Consider the following 21,713-nt stretch of genomic DNA (forward strand, 5'->3'; position numbering starts at 1 on the left):
GAGTGTGGGGAACCCTAAAGGGTTTCCCAACACTCTGAAAATAACACCTACATTGTAGGTGTTATTTTTTTAATGGCCACCGCCACCAGGAGTATAATTAATGTTCGAAGGAATATAAATTCCTGTTCCTGGATCAAGAAATCGATTGTTTTCTTTGTTACTTGTTTTAGAATTCAATTAATATTTCACATTCATTTTATCTCCATTGAATAATTAACGATTACTCCTTTATCAGTATGCCATATATCTTTGACTGTTTTTTTCTTAATATCATAATAAGAAAGCACACTTTCCTTTGGGGACCCCAATGTATTATAATCTTTTTTACTATCATAAAGACTTGATAAAAAAAAGAAACCTTCACTTTTTTCACTATACTTTAACGCTCTTATTTTAAAGTGTTTTTCCGTATCGTCAAATAGTGGCTTTATTTTTTTGGAATTCAAATTTATTTCTGCAATATGGGAAGTAGGGTTGGTCAAATTTTCATCATAACTGAATATCACTGAACTTTCATCATCGGCAAATGAAGCCCCGCTAATAAATTTTTCCACTAAGCTAACATGTTTTTCTTTATTTCCATCCACATTATAAATATCTAAACTGTATTTAGCTGGACGCATTGTGATTTGTTTTTCATTTGCTTCTTCAAGCTTCTTTTTATCCTCAGCCTCAGAAAAGGAAACTATAACTAATTTATTATTAATGGGATTGTAATCAAAATCCAAAATACTTTTATCCTTATCGTCTTTTTCCCATATTTCTAACTTATCCTTTTCAATATTATAAGTGGCAATATGAAAATTACGATACTCATCTTTTAATAAAACTCTCATGAAAACCGTTGTTTGTTTGTTATCTATTTGTATAAGATCTACATTACCTAATTCCTTAGTCAATTGCCTTATTTGATTTTTTTGTAAGTCCTTAACAAACAATTGCATTGTACCGTCTTCAGATTTATCAGCAAAGTACAATTTGTTATGGAGTTTTGAATAAGAAAAAGTAGTATAATCTGGTATCTTTTTCTTTAATAATACTGTATTTTCTTGTAACGTTGGATCATATTCATAAAATGTATTTGTAAGAAGCTTAGGTTCAAATAGGTTTATGTATAATTTTTGAGAAGGTGTATCATTTTTATTAACAACAACGCTCCCAGATGTAAGGAATTTGTAACTAAGTATGATACACAAAGATACAGCTATTAATGAAAAAACTATGGTTTTCTTCATTATATCCCCCCTAAAAAAAATCCAGATATAAAGTATTATATCCGGATTTTTTCGAAAATTATTCGGTTATCGCTATTCCACCGGATCTTTCAGTTCGACCATTCTTAATCTGACCATCACTTAGTTTTCCCCCTAATGCCACAAATGTATTAGGAAGTACATCCACTATAACACCAAATTTTTTAAACTCGCCATAATCCCATTTCTCAAGAACTCTAGATTTCCCTTTATCTAAGTTCGTTACTACAATTTTGGTGCCCTTTCTAATATATGCCTCACTTGAGTCAACAGCGCAATCATTATCCGTCATCCACTTTCCGTCAGACCCTGGTTTGTAAGGCGTGTAATTACTTATCTTACCGTAACGGGTTATCGTATCTGCTTTAGCTGTTTGTCCTCCAAATACATTGACTGTTGTTAATAAAAACGTAGCAATAATAAAAATGAAACTGAATTTCTTCTTCATAATATTTTTTCTCCTTTTCATTTTTTTTGAACTAGTTCTTTTTAATTTTATAACATGGGAACAATTATTCAACATTATTGTTAAATAATTCCAAATTGTATTCATATATAGATTTATAGAGAAAATGCTAATAGCCTGGATACAGTTAAGTAAGTATTACTACAATTTATAATTTTTTTCTTGGGTTTAATATAAGAGAAGTAAAAAAATCTAAGTTGATGGGCATGTATGGTGACCCCTAATAGTATAATTTTTGTTGATTTGGTTAGGATGGTGACATCAGGGACATGAAGAGGTGACATTTTTGGGAGTAACAATTAAGATAATGAAATATCAAATTTTATGTCCAATGAATGTCGATTGGACAATATTTGAAAAACATTTACGAAACTTAACATATCAGGTCAGAACGATAAGTAATCGAACCATTCAACAATTATGGGAGTTTGATGCTTTATCCTTTGACTACTTTAAAGAAAGAGGGACATACCCTACTGTCCAAGATTTGTATGGGTGTACACAGAAGAAAATTGATGGTTATATATACCATACATTACAAAGTAAATATCCAGATATACATAAGGGAAACATGTCTACCACTCTTCAAAAAATTATAAAAACCTGGAAGAGTAGAAGAAATGAAATTAGAAAAGGTGAGATGTCAATTCCTTCTTTTCGAAATCGCATACCAATTGATCTCCATAATAATTCAGTAGACATAATAAAAGAGAAGAATGGAGATTATATTGCTGGTATATCTCTTTTTTCACGAGATTTTCATAAGGAAAATGGCGATGTCCCAAAAGGGAAGATTTTTGTAAAGTTAGGTACCCAAAAACAAAAAAGCATGAAAGTTATTTTAGACCGATTAATCAATCAAACATACAGCAAAGGCGCATGTATGATTCATAAATACAAAAATAAGTGGTATTTATCAATTACTTATAAATTCAATGCTATAAAAGAAAATAAATTTGATAAAGAATTAATCATGGGAATTGATATGGGTGGAATAAATACAGTTTACTTTGCATTTAATGAAGGATTTATTCGTAGCAATATTAAAAGTGATGAAATTAAAATGTTTAATGAAAGAATTCGACAGAGACGTATCAACTTATTGAAACAAAGTAAATATTGTAGTAATAGCAGAACTGGAAAAGGTAGGACGAAACGATTACAGCCCATAGACGTGTTAAGTAATAAAATAGCTAAGTTTCGAAATAGCACTAATCATAAATATGCAAACTATATAGTGAAACAGTGTCTAAAACATAATTGCGGGCGTATTCAAATGGAACTTTTAAAAGGTATATCAAAAAATGATAAGGTTCTTAAAGATTGGACTTATTTTGATTTGCAGGAGAAAATCAAAAATCAGGCAGAGATTTATGGAATTGAAGTTATTAAAGTTGTCCCAGCGTATACGAGTCAACGATGTAGTCAATGCGGATATATTTGTAAAGAAAATCGTTGTACACAAGCTATGTTTGAATGTAAGCAGTGTGGATATAAAACACATGCTGATTATAATGCGGCGAAAAACATTTCCACTTATGACATCGAAAATATTATAAATAAACAATTAGCGGTACAAAGCAAATTGCATTCAAAAAAATGTATGGAAGAGTATATAGAAGAGTTAGGATACCTGGATTAATGTAGATAATTGAGTCCATATTAAATAATTTGGTGGATTTACACGCCATAAATGGAGAAGTAGCACATAAGAAATTTACCAAGTGCCAACACTCCGTAAGGTAGTATCAAATGTAAATAAACATTGATGCGTGGGCATTTTCATGCTCTGAAGGGTGTAACACAAAAACCGTTACACAATACATCTATTTGCTGGTAAAATAATGTTTAATATTCATCTTATCAGGTTTTTTCCATATTTGTTAAAGTATCTATCTGTATTTCATCGGGGTTTAACACTAACATAAGATGTATTTAAATGGGACACTTTTCCATAATTCCAATATTCCATGAAAGTTTAACACTAACATAAGATGTATTTAAATAATGAGGTCAAACGGTGTCATTCACGGACATTTTCGTTTAACACTAACATAAGATGTATTTAAATTCATGAGTTCGATAAACTTTTTAGCTCCGTCTCGGAGGTTAATACTAACATAAGATGTATTTAAGTATGTATAAAATCTTTGCTCCAAAGAATGTTGACCATGTTTAACACTGACATAAGATGTATTTAAATTTTAGCATGGACGGACTATATTTGTTTTTTAATGTGTTTACACCATTAATATGATGTATTTAAATGTTACGGTTACTAATTGTTCAGCACTCAAACGATAAGAAAGTGAATTTTATCAATACGAATTTTTTCTTTTACATATTAAAATGGAAGGCCCATTTCAATGTATACTGAACCCTTCACAAATCGTGAAGGGATTTTTTTATTCAATAAACGAGTTTTACAAAAGATACAAAATGTTAAACTCATAAGAACCAGTGATATCATGCGTTTTTCTATGGTATTACTGGTTTTTTTCGCTATAAAATGAAAAGAAAAAGATTGTAAGTTTAACAAATTATAGTTATAGTTAAACTAAGTTTTACATATTATAGCTTACAACATAGGTTTAGGAGGTCATGTTTTATGACGAAAGGGGGACGAAAACCTGGGGCAAAAGAGCCAATTCGTTCAATAGAAAAAATTGAAGAAATGAAAGATTGGCTTTTGCAAAATTCCTCATATCGAAATTACTTTTTATTTTATTTTGGAATTAACACAGGTTTACGCATTAGTGACATTTTACGGTTGCGTGTAAAAGATGTTCGAGGGAAACATGTTATAAAAATTAAAATGGAAAAAACAGATACAACGGTAGAAGTATATTTCAATACTGTTTTACAACAAGAAATTGCGAAATATACAAGTAACATGGCAGATTCCGATTGGTTATTTCCAAGTCGTCAAGGAGATAAGCCAATCACAAGACAAATGGCTCATACGTTTTTGCATAAAGCAGCACAGGCTTGTGGGATTGATTCAGAACATTGGGGAACTCATAGTATGCGCAAAACGTTTGGCTATCAGTATTATAAAAAAATGAAAGATGTGTATTATTTAATGAAGTTATTTGGTCATGCGACACAAAGACAAACACTACAATACATCGGTGTAGAAGCCGATGAAATTCGTAAAACAATGGAAGATTTTACGCTATAAGAGCTAAAGGGGATGAAAAAGTGAAATTTCACAATCAAGGGGAATATGTTTCTGATTCACAATTAAATCAATTGTTTGAGCTTATGCCAATAGAAATGAGGACATTACGAGTTGATGTTTATATTGCAAAATCAGAAGAATTTTTTATAAGTAACCGTTTGACGCCAAAATTTGAAAAAGATGTACGGGCAGTTTTAAAGACTGGGGCCGACGGTGGTTTTTTTGGAAAAAGTAATAAAAAGAATAAATGGGATAGAGACACTGTTATTGTATTTGAAGATTTAATTGTAAATAGATATGACGTGGATCAATTACATTGGACTATTGTATTCATGCTAATTCATGAATTGAGACATTGTGAACAGTTGAATTTCTTTAAAGAAAGATGGGCACTCTTACAAAATGATTATCAACTAAATTATATAGAGACTGCGAATACTCTAGAGGATTTACATTGGTGTGAACAGGATGCTTATACTTATGCGTATCGCTTTTTAGAGAATAATAAAAGTAAAATTATATTTATTTTTCAATTGAAAACAATACATGATATTCCACAGATAGATTTTGATATAGATATGGAGATGATGTGGAAAGCACATAAGAAGAAATTAAATGTAGTTGCTCGCACTCTATGGTTTATTGCTGATTTGAGTTGGCCAGTAAGGCAAATGAGTAAACAACATAAACCAGAGGTCCTGTCAATCACATGACATAAAATCCACGTAATACATTTTGTGAAATTAAAGATTTTAAAAAAGATATTAGAAATATTCTAATTTAAGTAATAAAGAATAGGAGGATTATAGATGAAATATGTGGAGTTTGAAGCATTAAAGCAATGTGGATCACCAATGGTTTATTTTTGTGAACATGAAATGAAACATAGTTGTTTGATTGCAATTCCATCCTGGAATTGGAGTTTCTTAATGGATTATGCGATTGATTTTAAAGATGAAAAACCAATGTTAATGAAGTCATTGGAAAAGCATGTTTCTTATCATCTTGTGGAAAATGTTGCAGATGCATTTTATGATTATGTGTTTAGTGAACTCAATTAAGATTTTCATAAGGGGGAATATGATGAATTTTAAAGGGTTGGTAAGTAGTTTTTTAGTGATGGGATTATTATTTTCGGGATGTTCAGCAATTCAAAATCCAAATCACGCAAAACAAACAAGTGGATCACAAGATATTGCACAAGTTATAGAGTTTCCATCGAATAAGTATCCAGAAACAGCGGCACATATTAAAGATGCGATTGCAAATGGCAAGACAGATATTTGTACAATTGATCGGGCTGGAGCCGCAGAAAGGAGAAAACAGTCATTAGCAAATGTTCCAACAAAAAAGGGATATGATCGGGATGAATATCCCATGGCCATGTGTTTTGAGGGAGGAAAAGGTGCAAGTGTTAGGCATATAAAACCAGCTGATAATCGTGGTGCTGGTTCGTATATTGGGAATAAAGTGGAGAAATTACCAGACGGTGCAAAAGTGAAGATCGTTGTGAAATAAAGGGGATAGGGCTATGACAATTATAAAACTGTCTTGTATTTTCGTTATAGTTACATTCCTGTTATGGCGCCTTATAAGACTTTCATATCGTTTTTTAGAAAAAAGGGCTCAACAAATAGAGGAAAGACAGGAAAGTAAAAAGGCTCAACTTAGAGAATTACGAAAAGACGCATTTGAAAATCGATATGATGAAGTTTGTTACAATGATTCACCACTATTTAAGAGTAAACAACGTAAGAAATCCGCAAAATCTTCTACTTATACAGATGATAATTCAGCTTATGTATCACCTGTTGCAACTACATCTACATTCCACTCACATCATGATAATTCATCAAGTAATTGTGGCGATTCTTCTTCTAGTGATGCTGGAAGTTCAAGCTGTGATTAATTAATAAAGAGCTATCTTATTTCGTATAAAAAACAAATGATAAAAGGAGAGGGAAATCAAAATGGAATTAAATCAAAGACTGCATATTAACAATAAATATTTGGATTACTTACTGTTTGGCGATTGGCCTGAATTAAAAGGGGTGTTCGAAAACATATCTTCATGGGTTGGTGGCAGTAATGATGAACAGGAAGCAAAATTTTTACTAACTGAAATGGTATGCTCTATTTTTGGGGCTCCATTTAACGCAACATTTGGTTATCGAGAACACATTATTAACAAAATCAAAAATAAACCAGGTTATAAAATGATTGAACAAGAAATGAAAATGGAAATTGCTCGGCTATATAATGTAACACAAGAAAAACTAAAAACAGAGTTTAAAACAAACAATGTATTACTATATCGGGGGTTAAATCGAAACGAGCTAGATCATTTTTATAAAGACTCATCTAAAATAAAAACTAATATGTTATCTTCTTTTACTATTGATCCTAATCGTTATTGTACAGAGGTTCAAGTCGCAGTAGAAGTTCCAATTAAAAGTATTTTATTTTATGAGAATTTATGTCCTATGAAAGAAGTAATAGAGGATAATTATGCTTTTTCCTTAGGCTTACATGTGGAAAGAGAAGTGATTGTTTTTAATAAAGAAGAGTTTTTGGAAATTAAAGAAGTCACTTATACAGATGAACGAAGTAAAAGAATAAGAGAAGCCGAAGAATCATTTTAACCTTGTGCAATTTTCCATATATTAAAAGTCCTACATTCATAGGGCTTTTTTATTTGTCGAAAAAATACGAAATAAAAAAACAAAAAGCGGTTGATTATAGGACTTATAAGTCCTATAATGAGGTTATAGTAAAACTTAAAGAAGGAGGATAAATAATAAAATAAGCCATTATCAATGTGATAGATGGCTTTGAAATGAATTTAGGATTTATTATAGGGAGCCTGTCAATTCCCTTCAATCCTTCTACAAATATTATAGCAAAAGTATTGTGGAGGGAAAACAATTATGAAAGCAATTGATAACTACATGACACCAAGTGAAGCCGCATTCTATTGGAAGATACCTGATTCAACTTTAAGGAACAAGTTACAAGAGGGAATTTCTAAAAAAGCGGATCAAGAAAGAGAAGTAATGATTAAACAGGGATTAATTAAATGCTTTATTAAGCCGAATGGAAAGAGAAAAGAATGGATTATTACTTCTGAAGCAATGATAAAGTGGTTTGGAGAAAGAAAAAACTAATATTTTAAAAGAAAGATGTTCCCTAGCCTGCCAGCTCAAAAACATCTTTCTCTAATACAGAATCATAATTTAAGAAAGGAAGAATGGCTATGAAACAAATCCTTATTAAAATTACGTCTGGTGAGCCTATTTTAACACAACCTCACCTTAAATTTAAGTTCCTCAAAAAATTTTACTCATCCATTTCAGAAAATTACAAAAAGTTAAATCGTTATTTTGGTATTGAAGAAAATGTTTCCGATCAGATTTGGTTTTATGGTTTCTTTGCAACCTCAATTTTCATGATGCTTTTCACCTACTTATTTTCGGGTATCCTCTATGGGTTTTAGAGGGAAGTCATATGGAAGAACGCCTATTTTTAAAATCATTACTCTAGAAAGGAGAGAAAGCATTGATCCAATCATTAAAAAATACCATGCAATTTATTGGTTTGATCTTAATTAGTGCGTTGATTGCTGTCGGCTTAGTGAATTAGTCCTTTAAGAAAGAAAGGAGCAATCACATGGAAGATTACAAATGTAGAGCGTGCGGAGAGAGTGCCGCGGAAGGATTTGCGTTAGGAAGACTATGTTATTACTGCATTGAAGAAGTTGTGATTCACATAAAAAAACAGTTAGAAAACAAAGAGATTTCTTGTACACATGGAGATAATCAAACAATCGAAATAAAGGGAACAGATGAATCTATAACGGTTTGTCATGAATGTGGAGAAGAATTATAAAAGGGAGGCAAGAAAATGAAAATCGGTGTATCTGTATGGAGAGTTCTTTGCAAAGAAACAAAGTTGAAATTACTTCAAAATGCTATGCAAGAGAGTAAAAGCCGCTTTACAAAACAATCCCTTTCCATTGCTATAAAGCAACAGAAAGGGGAAGTGTGATGAGTGATCGTATTGGTGAAGGGAACAAGAAATAAGATGCCTTCAAAAATATTTTAGCATGTTCATTTAAGAAATAAAGGGGGAACTTAATGTGATGAAAACAGTCCAATTGTTGAAAAGTGAAGAGTTTGAAATTGGTACAACGGATAAAAACGGGCACAAATTAAGACAGTCTGATTTTGTTGTCACACAAGATGATTTTGAAGGGATTAGTATTTGTCAAATTCTATACAACAGTATTGCAAAAGAGTTTGTGGCTATGAGTGATTCTAATTGGTGGATACCATATCATGATTTATCTGTTGCAACAGAAAGGCTAGATTATGTCATTGCGAAAGAGTTTTTGGGGCTAGAAACATGCGGTACATATTGGGGTAAGAATCGCACACCATTTATTAGAATGCCAGTTGAATATTTTAATCCCGTTGAGGAATCCACTTTTATTTTAGAAAAATTAGGGAGGCAATATGACGATCTATTGAGCGTAAAAGAAAATGGGTGCTGGTACCTAACAGTGAACAAGAAAATATATAGTGAAAAACGTCTAGGGATAGCCGCCTGTTTAGCCGCTGTTGATACTGTAAGAAACAATAAGTAGGGATTTAATTGTAAGGGAGAAATACAAATTTAAATTATAAATAGGGGGAATTAAAATGTTACATGCAGTTATGCAAGAGCAAAATTATTGGAAAGGCCAAAAACAGAAATTCCGAAAAAATAATAAGAAATTATTAATTTCATTAGAACCACATTTATATGAAAGATTGGAAGAGTTCGCATTGTATAACGAAAATTTAGATCAAATTGCATCGGAGTTAGTAACAGAAGGCTTAGATTATATCTATATGGAGGATATACCTGTAAGGCAATCTCATGCTTTTCAACATTTTGTAGAAATTGAATTATCACCATTTCAGCAAAAACTCTTACAACAATTAGCACTCAAACGAGGATGTTCAACAAGAAAAATGGCCTATACAGTATTACACTTTATGCTCAAAACAAAGTAAAAGAATCCAATCATAAAAGAAGGATTCTTTTACCAGGTATTCGTTGGCAAATGACTTCACCTAAGGAATTGAGTCTCGTACACTCAATTCCTTTTTTATGTTATAAAAAAGGAGATCATTTGTCAAAAAGCATTTGCTATAGAATAACAAATGCTTTTTGTTGAACTTGAATTGAACACTTTCAGAAAGTATTTATATTGTTTGCCTTTTTTTCTTGAAAAATTGTGCCCTCAATCACTAATTTTACCATAGAATATAGAAAATGTAGCGTCTTAATATAGAAAAACCCATTGGTTTTATATGGATTTTTTCTTTATAATAATAAAAGGCAGTTCCCGAATGTAAATAGGCTCTCGTGCTCTTCTTGCATGAGAGCCTATTTACATGAAAAAAAGATTGGATATTTACCAATATTTTTCGTGTAAGGGGTTTAATGATAGATCGTTTTTAAATCTACCTAATTTTTTTCGTGCTTTTTACTTGCATCCGATCCTTCTTTTACCTGTTCCGCAATCAAATTTCTTTCTAATTCTGTGATAACACACATTATTTGTAACTGTTTATAAAATACATATGAAGCTAACTTTGATTTACTATTTCATGGTATGTACAAGCCATACAATGAATAAATTCTTTAGAGAGAAGGAGGTGTATACATGTCAAATAGAAGTGAAAATAATTCAAAAGAATTAAATCCAGAGGATTTCATATCTACTGGAGCACTTGATCCTAACCTTGTAGGTCCTACATTGTCACCAATTCCATCATTCACATTACCCACCGGACCTACTGGAGTTACGGGACCTACTGGAGTTACGGGACCTACTGGAGTTACGGGACCTACTGGAGTTACGGGACCTACTGGAGTTACAGGGCCTACTGGAGTTACGGGACCTACTGGAGTTACAGGACCTACTGGAGTTACAGGACCTACTGGAGTTACAGGACCTACTGGAGTTACAGGACCTACTGGGGTTACAGGGCCTACTGGAGTTACAGGACCTACTGGAGTTACAGGGCTTACTGGAGTTACGGGACCTACTGGAGTTACAGGGCTTACTGGAGTTACGGGACCTACTGGAGAGACTGAAGGTTGTCTGTGTGATTGCTGTGTTTTACCTATGCAGAATGTCTTACAACAACTTATTGGGGAAACTGTGCTTCTTGGAACTATTGCAGACGCGCCAAACGTCCCCCCTCTTTTCTTTTTATTTACTATTACTTCCGTAAGTGATTTTTTAGTTACAGTTACAGATGGTACCACATCCTTTGTGGTCAATATTTCTGATGTAACAGGGGTAGGTTTTTTACCGCCAGGACCACCTATAACATTACTTCCACCTGTAGATTTAGGATGCGAATGTGATTGTCGTGAACGACCAATTAGGGAATTACTAGATACGCTTATTGGTTCTACAGTGAATCTTTTAGCAAGTACTGGTTCTACTGCAGCAGATTTTAATGTGGAACAAACAGGTCTTGGTATAGTGCTAGGTACTTTACCTATAAGTCCAGATACAATCGTTAGGTTTGCAATTTCAACTTGCAAAATTACAGCTGTGAATATTCTCTAAAATTTAGATTTCTTAGGACAATATAAGTTTGAGGGATTGCATGTAATAAGTTTATATTCCTTACGTCTTTTAAATAACAAAGAGCCAATTTACCCTTAACGGGGAAAATTCGGCTCTTTTCTTATTCAAATTTGCCTAGCGTGGGGTTTTTCCAAAATGCTGACGATACCCCATGCCCATCAACTTAAGAGTGTAAACAGGATGAACTTTCGTTCATATAATCAAAAAACTCTTAGAATATATGGTATCTTTAAAAATGAGCATACCAAATAAACCTAGATAGGTATCGTTTTTAAAAATTATGCAGCTTTCTTTTGTTTTCTCAATCCATTATATTCATAGATAACACCCAAAATATCAAAGACTGTTTTCTTCTCATATCGATGAGATTTCCGGCCATTCTTCTGGAGCAAGTGGAACAGGCGGATTAAAATCTTTGTTATTTCTTGGGTGTTTTGTTGTATGACTTGATACAAAATCGATAAATGATCTTGAATCATTCCAATTGCTTTATATTCACTTAATTCCTGTTTCTTCTTTTGCAAAATTAATTGTCGCATCTTAAACATAATAGAAGAGCATAAAAAAATGGTAATGAGTTTTCCATAAACATGGCATTCTAATCGCTCTTGTTTAATATTTTGCCAATGATGAATTTGAAATAAGGATTTCCAAGTTTTAAAGATGATTTCAACTTGCCAGCGGAGAGAGTAAAAATCATGGATTTGTTCCATCGGGACAATCTCCCAAGGTGTGTTGGTAACATACAGGTTCATGCCAGCTAATCGTTTACTTTTTTCCGAATATGTAATGCCTTTTTTACTTTCCGTATACACTTGTTTTTTCATACGCTCACGAAGCTGTTTTTCCGTTAATCGATACATAATCACCCGAGTGAATAGTTTTTTATCCTTTCCAATATACGCATCTTTTATTTCATAGACTTGCCCTGGTTTTAAGGTATCCATAATGTGCTCTAAATCAACTTTGATGTACTGAGATTGTTTTTTTATTGTTCCATTTCGAAAGTATTCAGGAGATTCATTTTTGATATACACCCTATTGTTTAATTTGAGCCGTGATATATAATACACGCCACGTCGGTCCATTTGATCTAAATCATCCAGTGAATAATAGCCTAAATCCCGAATACATAGATCACCAGGACGTAATGTTGCTAAACACTCTGTTCCAAAGGTTTTATCATTATTTTTCCCTGCTTCCACTTGGAAATTTAAAAACTGACCACTATGTAAATCATATTCTAACTGAATTTTTATACCCGCTGTTTGGGCACAGCCACCTGACCCAGGGTACACACTAGCTAAATGCTTTGGTATCTGGAAAATCGTTGCATCTAAAATACGAATTCTTTGAAAATAAGTGATTGAAGAACTTGGAATTACTGATGTTTCACAAATTTTACTTTTTAATAATGTAGAGAAAATGTGTTTTAAAAAGCAAACAGCTTTTTTATTGAAATGCTTATTGAGTCCTTCTGGACTCATAAGAGTCCCTGTAACAGCATGAAGTTGACTACACAGTCGTACTAAAGAATCACTCGCTACCCGTTGACTAATCCAGACACAGATAGTAACTAAATCATGACCTGAAAACTTCCGTTTCCGTTGTACAAACCCTAGTTCTCTAGCAAGGTTTTCTAAAAGTGAAGGAGTAAGATGTTCATATAATTCTTCAGCAAATAATTGTAGTTCACTTTGAATCGAACGATTCATAAAAAACATCATCCTTTCTATATCTCCAATTAGGTATTTTCTACAATGCACTTCGAATTGTCCTTTGTAAATGCCCTTATGCGATGTTGTTTGAGGGGTTTTGTCCCCACACAATTAGCTAGCACCTACAACCGAGGCAATAAAAAAACAGTAGTGTATAAAATCACTACTGTTTTTTACAATTAAATTATTTAAATTCTTTTCTATATAATCTAACAGAATAAATAGCTCCAACGAAGAAGACAATGCCTTCAAATAATATGAAAAATTGACGGAAATACATATCTTTACTCACCAAAGAAATAAATATGGCATTCGTTACAATTTGAGTACCAAACATACAAGAAATAATTTTAAGATAAATAGCATTTGTTCTTTCATCCGGTTGACCAAATTTTTTCATCATAATAAAAAGCACAATTGCTGAACCTACAAGTAGAAGTGATATAAATCCTACAATGATATTAAAATTGTCTGTGCTTTCTGACATCCAGTTATTTAATAGATCAAGCATTATTATCTTCCTTTCCTACATAAGAGAATATTTCTTTTATATCAACCTCAAAATAATTTGCTATTCGATATGCCAACACCAGTGAAGGAGAATAATTATTCTTTTCCATAACAAATATCGTTTGCTTAGAAACTCCAACAGCATCAGCTAAATCTTTTTGTGACATTCTTCTTAACACTCTATGTTCATACACTTTATTCAATACGGAGTCCCCATATTTTTCCTTCATAGTTAACACCTTCCTTTCTTAATACCTATATTAAACCTATTTTATAAAAAGTAAAGTTTAATTATACAAAAACATTTTTTTCTTATATAAAATATAAGTATATTGGATAGTTTCAATAAAATAAAAAATCCATTTTGAAAAAAGTCTAATCAAAATGGATGCATTACTTTTTAAATAAACATTTAGTTTTATAAAAAAATTCAATCAAAACTTCGCGTCTATCTTAAAAACATCGTAACTTTATTTCAAACCCACAAAGATAGCTTGTTTAAAAAGAATAACGTTTTTTTACACTTAGTGGGTAGTTAATGTGCTTAAGTTGATGGGCATGTATGGTGCCCCATGCCCATCAACTTTATCAAACTTTAAAACAAGGTAATATTATTTTCGGAAGATTAGATCGGATAAAAAGAAAGCAAGGTGTTTCGAATAGTTAATTATAACCGTAAAGAGCATTTAAAACAGCTTCATCAAGAAAGAAAAGAGAAGACCTATATAAAGGTCAATGAGGCTATTAAAAGGCTCGTAAGAGCTAATGAGAACATTAATTTTAATAGCGTTGCAAGTGAAGCTGGTGTAGCTAAGGCAACATTATATAACCATTCCGACCTTAGGGAACGAATCGAGACATTACGTCAGCAACAATCGCAATCCTTAACTCAACAACAAATAAAACGTAAAACGAACGATAACAATAAGGAAGCTCTTATTGAATCGCTTAAACGTAAGAATAAGAAGTTAGAAGAAGAAAATAAAAAATTACGTAAGCAATTGAAAGTTGCTTATGCAGAGGTTTATAAAAAGTTCTAGTTTATAAGGAATTTATTATTAAACAATCGACCATTTAATTGAATAAGACTACACAAAAAGTCGCTTTCCCTTACGTAAGGGAGGTGACTTTTTCGATTGATTTCCCCCTTGTTATCAAGCTTTTTACTTTAAGTTCCTTTGACTAATTTTGAAAATGTTGTTGACTATTCAGTTGAACTGTATTAAGTTATTATTAAGTTGAACTATATAGTCAAACTGAATAAAGGGTGAGTATATGAAACATAAATTATTACCGTTGTCTGAAACCATGCATTATATTTTATTAGCCATGCGTGAGCCACTCCATGGCTATGCCGTAATGCAGAAGATAGAAAAGATAAGTAACGGTACTGTTATTTTAGCAGCTGGTACATTATACGGTGCGATTGAAAACTTGAATAAGCATGGTTGGATTGAACCTGTTGGAGAGTCCGGTCGGAGAAAAGTTTATATGATAACTGCAGAAGGAAGCGCTATTTTGAAAATGGAACAAAACAGGTTATTGCATATTTTATCCCTGTACGAAGGAAGTGAATCGAATGAAGAAATTTAGTAAGATGTTTTTTGATATTGAAAAAGAGGAGCAATGGCTGAACGAGCAATTACAAAAAGGCTATCGTTGTACAAATATTAGTGGATTAGGAATATACACTTTCGAAAAAACTGACAAGAGATATGTTATACGACTTGATTATCAAGATTATTTACCTAAGAAAAAGTTGGTTGAATACAAAGGGATATATGAGGATTTCGGTTGGAACTATATAAAAGGGCCCTGGCTTAGTGGAATACGGTATTGGCAAAAAGAAGATGATGATCAAAATGAAATCTTCTCGGATCGCCAATCAAAGGATAATCATTATAAAAAATTAATGAATTATTCATTTTGGTTGGTTATGCTGTGTTTAGCTTATTCTTATATGTTTTACAAGGATTCGGGATTATATCATGAAGGTCTTTGGAGTATGAAAGGTTCATTATTTTGGAAGGCATTTTTATTTGAAACTCCATTTGTCCTTTTGAAGTTGTCTTCCACACTTCTGTTTGTTTTTTTGGGTATCAATTTCTATAAAACTTATCGAAAGTATTCAATGTTAAAAGAAAAATAAACGTTTTTTAAATTTTCCAGAATCGGGTGCGATTGTGGAGCAAGAAGTAAAGGAGTGATACATATTAGTCAATGACTAATATGTATCACTCCTTATTTTTTATGACTTTTTTGATTTAGGTCTTGATAATGTAAATTAAACAACTATATTATCTCCGGACATCTTATTGTATAATTTCCCTAATAATCGGTACCTTCTATATAATCATTAGGTTAAACTTTTATAATGCTTTCAGAATAAAAACGTGATGTCTTTTATGGCAACCAAGTTTATTTTTATCGTTTTGGGGGGACATTAAAAACTTAAGTTGATGGGCATGTGACGATACCCCTACAAGATAGCTCGATTCTTTTTTCAATCTTCTATCACGTCATGTAGTAATCTCATATCCACTTTTTCTTTTAAACTCCTATATATATAGAATCTCGAAAAAAATGTATCTAAAAAATTGCAAACAAAAAAACAAGGCTGAAACCAGCCTTGCCCTAAAGGAAAAAAACTAACTCTTATATCTAGAGTACATTATGTATGTAACTTTTGAAGTGAGATGTGTTTATAAAGAAACCGTTGAAATTGCTTGTTTATAAATGAACTGTTGCTTTCCGTTGCTTAAAACTAGTACCGAAAATTTATCAACAGCGATAATTTTTCCAGGTACTCTGACACCGTTTATTAGAAAAATTGTCACTTCTTTCTTTTCTTCTATAAGATTTTCATAAAACTTTTCTTGTGTATACATCATTTAGACGGTTGCAACTCCTCTCCTTTTTTGGAACGGTTCATAGCTTCTAAGAATACATATTCTTTTACTGTTAGCTCAACCGTTGGGCAATATTCAACTTTCGATAATTCGTGAAATAGAGAAAGGTTTTTGTGTAGTTTTTGAATCATTTCATCTAAATTGATTTCTCCTACACCATACTCGATTACTGGATTTAAAAATATGTCTATATCTATTAAACTTGGTTCAATTAGAGAAATAATTTCTTGTACTTTTGGCAAAATAATTGTTTCATAACGTTGTTTGAATAGTTCTAAGTCTTCTGGTGCGGGTTCATTTTCACATAGCTTTTTGAAAGATAGTACACGAATATCATTTTGTAATGAATCGATACGCTCATCATAAAAAGCCTTGTCGAACCCTTCTTTGTCAGCAACATCATAATGAAGTTCTGTTTGTGATCTACGCTTTTTCTTATAAGAATCCATGAGGATTTTCTCTTTTGAATTAAACATCATGATAAAAACAGTACGTTCTAAATTCATGATTTGGTTTGCTACGCTTAATGTTTCATCTAATACTTTTGCGCGTTCTTCTTCACTTAACTTTTTTATAGAGGATGGAACCAGGTTTTTGACATTCTCAAATGACTCTGAATTTGTAATGTGTTGAAGAGAAAATTGAGCAACCTCTGGTAAACAAGAATCAGTTGTTTTGTCTAAGAGTAACAAATCTTTAATCGTTCGCACTGTATTTTTGATCTCTTTTTGAGCTTGTCGAACTTTTTCTATGCTTCTTTCTATGTATTCTGGTTGTTTAAGACGATTGAAAATGTAATCTCTTCTTTCTTCAAAATGTTGCTGTAAAAGTGACATAGTTGTTTCCCCTCTCTAAGTGTCTTACGGTTTTAAAATCCTTTTCATGGATGCAAAAGGAACAGTATAATTATAACATTTTATACTTTAATACGATTTTAAAATTCTTATATTTCGGAATTATTGCAAGGATGCTTCTTTTTCGTGTTGTACTTGCACAAGTTTCATATTGTCGGCATATAGCTAATAGCGTAAAGCACGCTGATAGCTAATGATTAAAAATGTGGCCTAAAAGGGTCATTTTTTTATGGGAAAAGTGATATTACCGCTCATATCGATTAAATAAAAAAGTAGAGAATTTTTTTGTATAAAAAGGTGAATAACGTACAAACAGAAAGGAATACGTTTTAGTAATACCGATATTATCGGTCACATCGGGGAGGGTGAACAGAATGGAAAGATCAAAGTTTAGTAAACCTGTAGCATTTAATAAGAAGAATGAAAAGGATCGGATTATGTTACAGCATGTAAAGCGTAAAAATTTTTCGGGTTATGTAAAGAAATTGATCTGGAACGATATACCCGATAAACATAAAAAAATAACATGCGAAGAGGATAGAAAACAAGTACCTTCACCAATTCGACAAGACGAACAGAGTGTAACAGGAAAGAAGAAATTAAGTGCCGCGGCACGTATTGAACAAATTAAGGCACAAACAAAAAGACAGGAGCCTTCAAAAAGCTCACTGCCTGTATTTTTACCCAACAAAAACATTAACAAGTGATCCAATAATCGCGCCTACAGCGACAGCAATTGCAACATGCATATCGTTAGACCTCCTACTTTTCATTTATAAGTAGTATGTGTAGTTCTTTTAAAATTATACGAGGGGTGTTGCATCATGACTAAGACAGAAACGATTTCTTTTCGCTCTTTTATGGACCAAAGTTATAAAAAGAAAGCACATAAAGAAACAAATAGTAAGAACGTATTTAAAAAGGTTTTTACAGCTACAGGGAGTTCATTAATATTAATACTTCCAAAAGTAACATTTGCCGCGGGAGTTAACGGGACGTTTGGCAATGTTCATAGTGCCATTATGAACGGGTTTGATGCGGGCGTAGTTTTAGTTATTATCTTTTCGGGCGCGGCCTGGGCATTGGGTCACCGTACAAAGGCAATAGAAATTTTAATTGGTGCATGTTGTGGATATATCTTGGCTAGACATGCGGTTGACATAAGAGACTTTTTAAAGGGAATTTAAAAGGAGGGGTCCTTGTGAAATTCATTTTAGAAGGTGGAAAAATGATTGCGGCTAATACAGCTGGGTATATTGGAGAAAAGGCAAAAGAGGGTTCTTTTTTAGATCAATTAAATAATTTTAGTGATGCTATTGTAGGGAAGGAAATGGAATGGATTTTCAAGCCAGTTGGTGAATTTATGGTTGATATAGTAGGCGAATTAGGTCATTGGTTTATTCTAAATTTGCCCGATATTATGGGATATGGTGCATTGGTGACAGCTGGATTTATCATGATAGGTTCAATGACAAACAAAGGCGGAATGATGAAGCCGCTTGCCTATTTTGCAGGCGGACTTATCTTAGCAATATGTATATTAGGAGGGGCCTAAAAATGATACAGGGAGAAGGCTTTATTATATGCGATAAAGAAAATACAAACCTTCCTGTTTTGGCACAAAATGAATATTTGCCAGTATTATATGAACCTAAGAAAATAAAAAAATCCTGGTTTAAAAGAAAAGAGATATATTCTTTAAAACAATTTTTACAAGTAGAAAAAAACAAAATGGTTGTATATCGGATTATTCCTCATGCGGATGTATCTAATAATACAAAGCGTTTATGGCGGGCGATCCATAAGATGTATGAAATGTACGAAAGTATGGGAAGTCGTGTAGAAAGAAAAGGGATTACATTTCATTATCGTGAAAAGGACTATTTCTGGTTTGATGTTGTTTTCAAACAGGAAAAGGGCCAGAAGAAAATTGAATTTTATGTAGCAACTAGCGAATATCAAGCATTAAAGCTCAAAAGAAAACTAGAGAACAAAATGAGTGTGACAATTAAGGAAGCCGAAATATCAGATTTGCAAATTTCTAATGAAAATACAATCGTACAAGAAATGCGATATTTGAAACATGACATCTTTTCCTTAAATACAAATAGCAACGATACAAAAACACCTATTGGTAATATTTTAAGTGTTATTGATGAACTAAGTTATGATGGAGACATTTGCCGATTGAGTATCTGTAATGAAGCGGAAAACCGTCAGAAATGGGTAAAAAACGCTTCCTGGGCCATTGAAAAGCTAAAGAAGGGGAAACCACCTCAACGGATTAATATGAGCGGCAAACGACTTGTAACAGGGGCTAAAATTGGTGTTGCGGCTGTTATTAATGAAATAAATGATTTATTAACTGATACATTCCAGGCGTTCTCGAACGCTTTTTTTAAATCAGATAAAAAATTTAGCAAAGAGCACATCATTAAAAAGGCACATACAACCGCTGATGAAGTTGGAACAAATCGTGTGAGCTATGACAAAGGAAATCAGCCTGTTTTTAAAACGCGTATACGGGTGGCCTCACATTCCCATGATCGGTTAACCAGGGAGACAATGGGGGAAACCTTAGCACTTTCTATGATGGATTTATCAGAAACGAATGAACTACATGGTGTAAAAATAAGAATGAGAAAACGCCAAACAGAAATATTACAGGAATTAAATACATTCGAACTATCAAGCAAGACAAAGTTTGATCCGAATGTAAATTTGATGAGTACCGATGAAATGAGCAAATTAGCTTTGCAAATGCCTGTAAAAGAGTTGCAACGAAAATATGCCGATGCATTGAGTGTAAAAAAGAAAGTTGAAATTGAGATACCAGCGATTATGCGGGATGAGAAAGGAATATTTTTAGGATATTCGGAATTGAAAGATCAAAAAATACCAATCTATATGCCAATAGATAATCCAGATAATTTTTATAGAGGTTATGTCTTTATAGGAGGACAGGGGGCTGGTAAAGATACAGCAATTAAGAATTTTGTTATTGAAGGAAATACAAAACATAAGATTAGTTTTATCATACCAGATGCAATTGTAGAAGAAGGTGGGCGGGGTATGGCAGACGGGATTCGTGATGCATTACCACCAGAAAATATTATTGATCTGGATTTAAACGACAGTGATTATATTCCACCTCTAGATTTAACAGAAGTAATTACAAAGCTAGGGCGGAACGGTGCTTCAAGATTTGCGGATGAAATGATTGATTTCATGCAAATTGAAGGATTAAGCCGAAGTGAAAAATATTTAACGGATGCGGCCAAAGCAAGTAAAGGAAGTCTATTTAATATAAAACGTATTATAGAAGATGAGGACTTTCGGGTAAATCGTATTCAAGAATTAGTGAATGAAGGGAATTTGCGTCTTGCGAATGAGCTGATACAGTGGGGAGATAATGAACAATTAGGGAATAAGTGTGATCCCATCATAACCAGATTAAACCGCTTTTTTGGGAATGAAAGATTGTATGATATCTTTGCACAAGACCCATTGAAAGAACTTGATTTTGGTAAATGGATGCAAGAAGGAAAAGTTATTATTTTGAGGGTTCCAAATGCTAGGGGATTGGGGGAACATGCAGTAAAAACCCTGGTTCACTGGATCACATTAAAAACCTTCATGACCAGGTTATTAATGACTAAAAAAGAGCAAGAAAATGGGGCATTTATCATCTTTAATGAACCCGAGCAATATGAAAGTGAAGGATTAACTAAATTGATGGGTAGAGTGGGTACAGAAGGCAGAAAAGAAAGACTAGGAAGCATATATGCATTTCACCATTGGAACAAATTGAAACCGTCATTACAAGAGAATTTACAAGGCGGCGGCGTACAGCAATTCCTATTTATGAACGATCATACAAAGACATTTGAATTATCTAAGTATCGATTTGAGGATACAATTTCACTAGAACAAGCATATAAAATACCAGCACATCACGCGATTATCAGTGTAAGAGCTGGGGGAGAAATGCAACCATCGTTTATTTGCAAAATGGCATCACCACTAAAACCTAAATATGATAATAGCCTTCTAACAAAAAGGCATTCTCGTATGTATGGCCGATTGTGGATTGAATTACAAAGAAAATATGGATAAAAAAGGTTGAGCAAATTGCCAGCCTTTTTCTTAATATCTTTCTAAAACAGTTTAATA

General features: G+C 32.8%; 28 protein-coding genes, 1 pseudogene and 1 CRISPR repeat array. Of the genes and pseudogenes, 21 read left to right on the plus strand and 8 right to left on the minus strand.

Annotation, left to right across the window (positions count from 1 at the left end):
• Positions 1-191: 191 nt before the first annotated feature.
• Together N2V80_RS29935 and N2V80_RS29940 are read right to left on the minus strand one after the other, a co-directional pair.
• Positions 192-1,235 (minus strand): hypothetical protein, encoded by a 1,044-nt coding sequence (locus N2V80_RS29935; RefSeq protein WP_061656015.1) that lies wholly within the window; start codon positions 1,233-1,235, stop codon positions 192-194.
• A 58-nt stretch (positions 1,236-1,293) separates the two neighbouring features.
• Positions 1,294-1,701: a hypothetical protein gene (locus N2V80_RS29940; RefSeq protein WP_061656016.1), complete on the minus strand. Its 408-nt coding sequence runs from the start codon at positions 1,699-1,701 to the stop codon at positions 1,294-1,296.
• Positions 1,702-2,005: 304 nt separating this feature from the next.
• On the opposite strand from N2V80_RS29940, the gene N2V80_RS29945 reads away from it, so the two are divergent.
• The 13 genes from N2V80_RS29945 (at position 2,006) to N2V80_RS30005 (ending at position 9,954) form a co-directional block, all read left to right on the plus strand.
• Positions 2,006-3,361 carry an RNA-guided endonuclease TnpB family protein gene (locus N2V80_RS29945; protein WP_061656017.1) on the plus strand — a complete coding sequence of 452 codons (1,356 nt, stop codon included), beginning with the start codon at positions 2,006-2,008 and terminating at the stop codon, positions 3,359-3,361.
• Between the two features lie 269 nt (positions 3,362-3,630).
• Positions 3,631-3,922: a CRISPR direct-repeat array (repeat unit 30 nt; unit sequence GTTTAACACTAACATAAGATGTATTTAAAT).
• Between the two features lie 405 nt (positions 3,923-4,327).
• The gene (locus N2V80_RS29950) at positions 4,328-4,900 is read left to right on the plus strand and encodes a tyrosine-type recombinase/integrase (protein ID WP_016123529.1); all 573 of its coding nucleotides are present in this window, start codon (positions 4,328-4,330) and stop codon (positions 4,898-4,900) included.
• Between the two features lie 20 nt (positions 4,901-4,920).
• Positions 4,921-5,613: a hypothetical protein gene (locus N2V80_RS29955; RefSeq protein ID WP_061656018.1), complete on the plus strand. Its 693-nt coding sequence runs from the start codon at positions 4,921-4,923 to the stop codon at positions 5,611-5,613.
• Between the two features lie 96 nt (positions 5,614-5,709).
• Positions 5,710-5,961 carry a YueH family protein gene (locus tag N2V80_RS29960; protein WP_061656019.1) on the plus strand — a complete coding sequence of 84 codons (252 nt, stop codon included), beginning with the start codon at positions 5,710-5,712 and terminating at the stop codon, positions 5,959-5,961.
• Positions 5,962-5,983: 22 nt separating this feature from the next.
• Positions 5,984-6,418: a NucA/NucB deoxyribonuclease domain-containing protein gene (locus N2V80_RS29965; RefSeq protein ID WP_061656020.1), complete on the plus strand. Its 435-nt coding sequence runs from the start codon at positions 5,984-5,986 to the stop codon at positions 6,416-6,418.
• A gap of 13 nt (positions 6,419-6,431) precedes the next feature.
• On the plus strand, positions 6,432-6,809 hold the full coding sequence (locus N2V80_RS29970; RefSeq protein ID WP_061656021.1) for a hypothetical protein: 378 nt from the start codon (positions 6,432-6,434) through the stop codon (positions 6,807-6,809).
• Positions 6,810-6,870: 61 nt separating this feature from the next.
• On the plus strand, positions 6,871-7,542 hold the full coding sequence (locus N2V80_RS29975) for a hypothetical protein (protein WP_061656022.1): 672 nt from the start codon (positions 6,871-6,873) through the stop codon (positions 7,540-7,542).
• A 285-nt stretch (positions 7,543-7,827) separates the two neighbouring features.
• A complete protein-coding gene (locus N2V80_RS29980) occupies positions 7,828-8,064 on the plus strand; it encodes a hypothetical protein (RefSeq protein WP_061656023.1) in 237 nt (78 codons plus the stop codon).
• Between the two features lie 89 nt (positions 8,065-8,153).
• Positions 8,154-8,393: a DUF3961 domain-containing protein gene (locus N2V80_RS29985; RefSeq protein WP_000809621.1), complete on the plus strand. Its 240-nt coding sequence runs from the start codon at positions 8,154-8,156 to the stop codon at positions 8,391-8,393.
• Positions 8,394-8,566: 173 nt separating this feature from the next.
• Positions 8,567-8,785 (plus strand): hypothetical protein, encoded by a 219-nt coding sequence (locus tag N2V80_RS29990; protein ID WP_061656024.1) that lies wholly within the window; start codon positions 8,567-8,569, stop codon positions 8,783-8,785.
• 15 nt (positions 8,786-8,800) lie between these two features.
• A complete protein-coding gene (locus N2V80_RS29995) occupies positions 8,801-8,944 on the plus strand; it encodes a hypothetical protein (protein ID WP_000690451.1) in 144 nt (47 codons plus the stop codon).
• Between the two features lie 94 nt (positions 8,945-9,038).
• Complete coding sequence (locus N2V80_RS30000) at positions 9,039-9,542, plus strand: hypothetical protein (protein WP_061656026.1); 504 nt, start codon at positions 9,039-9,041, stop codon at positions 9,540-9,542.
• Positions 9,543-9,597: 55 nt separating this feature from the next.
• Positions 9,598-9,954, plus strand: a complete 357-nt coding sequence (locus tag N2V80_RS30005; protein WP_061656025.1) for a hypothetical protein — start codon at positions 9,598-9,600, stop codon at positions 9,952-9,954.
• A gap of 463 nt (positions 9,955-10,417) precedes the next feature.
• On the opposite strand, the pseudogene N2V80_RS30010 reads toward N2V80_RS30005, so the two are convergent.
• A pseudogene (locus tag N2V80_RS30010) lies at positions 10,418-10,510 on the minus strand (recombinase family protein); the annotation flags it as partial.
• A gap of 100 nt (positions 10,511-10,610) precedes the next feature.
• On the opposite strand from N2V80_RS30010, the gene N2V80_RS30015 reads away from it, so the two are divergent.
• Positions 10,611-11,528, plus strand: coding sequence for an exosporium leader peptide-containing protein (locus N2V80_RS30015; protein WP_340981165.1), 918 nt, complete (start codon positions 10,611-10,613; stop codon positions 11,526-11,528).
• Between the two features lie 299 nt (positions 11,529-11,827).
• Here the strand turns inward: N2V80_RS30015 and N2V80_RS30020 are convergent, their stop codons facing one another.
• The 3 genes from N2V80_RS30020 to N2V80_RS30030 form a co-directional block, all read right to left on the minus strand.
• A complete protein-coding gene (locus tag N2V80_RS30020; RefSeq protein WP_061655328.1) occupies positions 11,828-13,264 on the minus strand; it encodes an IS4 family transposase in 1,437 nt (478 codons plus the stop codon).
• Positions 13,265-13,451: 187 nt separating this feature from the next.
• Positions 13,452-13,778, minus strand: a complete 327-nt coding sequence (locus N2V80_RS30025; protein WP_061655294.1) for a hypothetical protein — start codon at positions 13,776-13,778, stop codon at positions 13,452-13,454.
• Entirely contained in the window at positions 13,771-14,007 is a 237-nt protein-coding gene (locus N2V80_RS30030) for a helix-turn-helix transcriptional regulator (protein ID WP_061655295.1), read from the minus strand. Before N2V80_RS30030 ends, N2V80_RS30025 begins: the two co-directional genes overlap by 8 nt.
• 429 nt (positions 14,008-14,436) lie before the next feature.
• On the opposite strand from N2V80_RS30030, the gene N2V80_RS30035 reads away from it, so the two are divergent.
• The 3 genes from N2V80_RS30035 to N2V80_RS30045 all read left to right on the plus strand — a co-directional run bounded on the left by N2V80_RS30035 (position 14,437) and on the right by N2V80_RS30045 (position 15,926).
• The gene (locus tag N2V80_RS30035; protein WP_061655329.1) at positions 14,437-14,817 is read left to right on the plus strand and encodes a DUF6262 family protein; all 381 of its coding nucleotides are present in this window, start codon (positions 14,437-14,439) and stop codon (positions 14,815-14,817) included.
• A gap of 235 nt (positions 14,818-15,052) precedes the next feature.
• Positions 15,053-15,370, plus strand: coding sequence for a PadR family transcriptional regulator (locus N2V80_RS30040; protein WP_017151361.1), 318 nt, complete (start codon positions 15,053-15,055; stop codon positions 15,368-15,370).
• A complete protein-coding gene (locus tag N2V80_RS30045) occupies positions 15,357-15,926 on the plus strand; it encodes a DUF2812 domain-containing protein (RefSeq protein WP_061530225.1) in 570 nt (189 codons plus the stop codon). The genes N2V80_RS30040 and N2V80_RS30045 overlap by 14 nt, the downstream gene beginning before the upstream one ends.
• A 553-nt stretch (positions 15,927-16,479) precedes the next feature.
• Here the strand turns inward: N2V80_RS30045 and hfq are convergent.
• Together hfq and N2V80_RS30055 are read right to left on the minus strand one after the other, a co-directional pair.
• Positions 16,480-16,665, minus strand: coding sequence for an RNA chaperone Hfq (hfq, locus tag N2V80_RS30050; RefSeq protein ID WP_172793968.1), 186 nt, complete (start codon positions 16,663-16,665; stop codon positions 16,480-16,482).
• On the minus strand, positions 16,665-17,522 hold the full coding sequence (locus N2V80_RS30055) for a hypothetical protein (RefSeq protein WP_061655297.1): 858 nt from the start codon (positions 17,520-17,522) through the stop codon (positions 16,665-16,667). The genes hfq and N2V80_RS30055 overlap by 1 nt, the downstream gene beginning before the upstream one ends.
• Positions 17,523-17,914: 392 nt before the next feature.
• Between N2V80_RS30055 and N2V80_RS30060 the strand changes: the two genes are divergently transcribed.
• From N2V80_RS30060 to N2V80_RS30075, 4 genes are all read left to right on the plus strand, one after another.
• On the plus strand, positions 17,915-18,247 hold the full coding sequence (locus N2V80_RS30060) for a hypothetical protein (RefSeq protein ID WP_061655298.1): 333 nt from the start codon (positions 17,915-17,917) through the stop codon (positions 18,245-18,247).
• Positions 18,248-18,364: 117 nt separating this feature from the next.
• Positions 18,365-18,727 carry a hypothetical protein gene (locus N2V80_RS30065; RefSeq protein WP_061655299.1) on the plus strand — a complete coding sequence of 121 codons (363 nt, stop codon included), beginning with the start codon at positions 18,365-18,367 and terminating at the stop codon, positions 18,725-18,727.
• Between the two features lie 14 nt (positions 18,728-18,741).
• Positions 18,742-19,095 (plus strand): hypothetical protein, encoded by a 354-nt coding sequence (locus N2V80_RS30070; RefSeq protein WP_030029963.1) that lies wholly within the window; start codon positions 18,742-18,744, stop codon positions 19,093-19,095.
• A 2-nt stretch (positions 19,096-19,097) separates the two neighbouring features.
• Complete coding sequence (locus N2V80_RS30075) at positions 19,098-21,656, plus strand: hypothetical protein (protein WP_061655300.1); 2,559 nt, start codon at positions 19,098-19,100, stop codon at positions 21,654-21,656.
• The last annotated feature ends 57 nt before the right edge of the window (positions 21,657-21,713 follow it).

Source organism: Bacillus sp. FSL W8-0640 (assembly GCF_038007725.1).
GTDB classification, from domain to species: domain Bacteria; phylum Bacillota; class Bacilli; order Bacillales; family Bacillaceae_G; genus Bacillus_A; species Bacillus_A cereus.

Excerpts from the sequence above, each read along its gene's own strand:
- N2V80_RS29935 (WP_061656015.1), bottom strand. The coding sequence starts at position 1,235 with ATGAAGAAAACCATAGTTTTTTCATTAATAGCTGTATCTTTGTGTATC.
- N2V80_RS29940 (WP_061656016.1), bottom strand. The coding sequence starts at position 1,701 with ATGAAGAAGAAATTCAGTTTCATTTTTATTATTGCTACGTTTTTATTA.
- N2V80_RS29950 (WP_016123529.1), top strand. The coding sequence starts at position 4,328 with ATGACGAAAGGGGGACGAAAACCTGGGGCAAAAGAGCCAATTCGTTCA.
- N2V80_RS29960 (WP_061656019.1), top strand. The coding sequence starts at position 5,710 with ATGAAATATGTGGAGTTTGAAGCATTAAAGCAATGTGGATCACCAATG.
- N2V80_RS29965 (WP_061656020.1), top strand. The coding sequence starts at position 5,984 with ATGAATTTTAAAGGGTTGGTAAGTAGTTTTTTAGTGATGGGATTATTA.
- N2V80_RS29970 (WP_061656021.1), top strand. The coding sequence starts at position 6,432 with ATGACAATTATAAAACTGTCTTGTATTTTCGTTATAGTTACATTCCTG.
- N2V80_RS29975 (WP_061656022.1), top strand. The coding sequence starts at position 6,871 with ATGGAATTAAATCAAAGACTGCATATTAACAATAAATATTTGGATTAC.
- N2V80_RS29980 (WP_061656023.1), top strand. The coding sequence starts at position 7,828 with ATGAAAGCAATTGATAACTACATGACACCAAGTGAAGCCGCATTCTAT.
- N2V80_RS29985 (WP_000809621.1), top strand. The coding sequence starts at position 8,154 with ATGAAACAAATCCTTATTAAAATTACGTCTGGTGAGCCTATTTTAACA.
- N2V80_RS29990 (WP_061656024.1), top strand. The coding sequence starts at position 8,567 with ATGGAAGATTACAAATGTAGAGCGTGCGGAGAGAGTGCCGCGGAAGGA.
- N2V80_RS29995 (WP_000690451.1), top strand. The coding sequence starts at position 8,801 with ATGAAAATCGGTGTATCTGTATGGAGAGTTCTTTGCAAAGAAACAAAG.
- N2V80_RS30000 (WP_061656026.1), top strand. The coding sequence starts at position 9,039 with ATGAAAACAGTCCAATTGTTGAAAAGTGAAGAGTTTGAAATTGGTACA.
- N2V80_RS30005 (WP_061656025.1), top strand. The coding sequence starts at position 9,598 with ATGTTACATGCAGTTATGCAAGAGCAAAATTATTGGAAAGGCCAAAAA.
- N2V80_RS30015 (WP_340981165.1), top strand. The coding sequence starts at position 10,611 with ATGTCAAATAGAAGTGAAAATAATTCAAAAGAATTAAATCCAGAGGAT.
- N2V80_RS30020 (WP_061655328.1), bottom strand. The coding sequence starts at position 13,264 with ATGAATCGTTCGATTCAAAGTGAACTACAATTATTTGCTGAAGAATTA.
- N2V80_RS30025 (WP_061655294.1), bottom strand. The coding sequence starts at position 13,778 with ATGCTTGATCTATTAAATAACTGGATGTCAGAAAGCACAGACAATTTT.
- N2V80_RS30030 (WP_061655295.1), bottom strand. The coding sequence starts at position 14,007 with ATGAAGGAAAAATATGGGGACTCCGTATTGAATAAAGTGTATGAACAT.
- N2V80_RS30040 (WP_017151361.1), top strand. The coding sequence starts at position 15,053 with ATGAAACATAAATTATTACCGTTGTCTGAAACCATGCATTATATTTTA.
- N2V80_RS30045 (WP_061530225.1), top strand. The coding sequence starts at position 15,357 with ATGAAGAAATTTAGTAAGATGTTTTTTGATATTGAAAAAGAGGAGCAA.
- hfq (WP_172793968.1), bottom strand. The coding sequence starts at position 16,665 with ATGTATACACAAGAAAAGTTTTATGAAAATCTTATAGAAGAAAAGAAA.
- N2V80_RS30055 (WP_061655297.1), bottom strand. The coding sequence starts at position 17,522 with ATGTCACTTTTACAGCAACATTTTGAAGAAAGAAGAGATTACATTTTC.
- N2V80_RS30060 (WP_061655298.1), top strand. The coding sequence starts at position 17,915 with ATGGAAAGATCAAAGTTTAGTAAACCTGTAGCATTTAATAAGAAGAAT.
- N2V80_RS30065 (WP_061655299.1), top strand. The coding sequence starts at position 18,365 with ATGACTAAGACAGAAACGATTTCTTTTCGCTCTTTTATGGACCAAAGT.
- N2V80_RS30075 (WP_061655300.1), top strand. The coding sequence starts at position 19,098 with ATGATACAGGGAGAAGGCTTTATTATATGCGATAAAGAAAATACAAAC.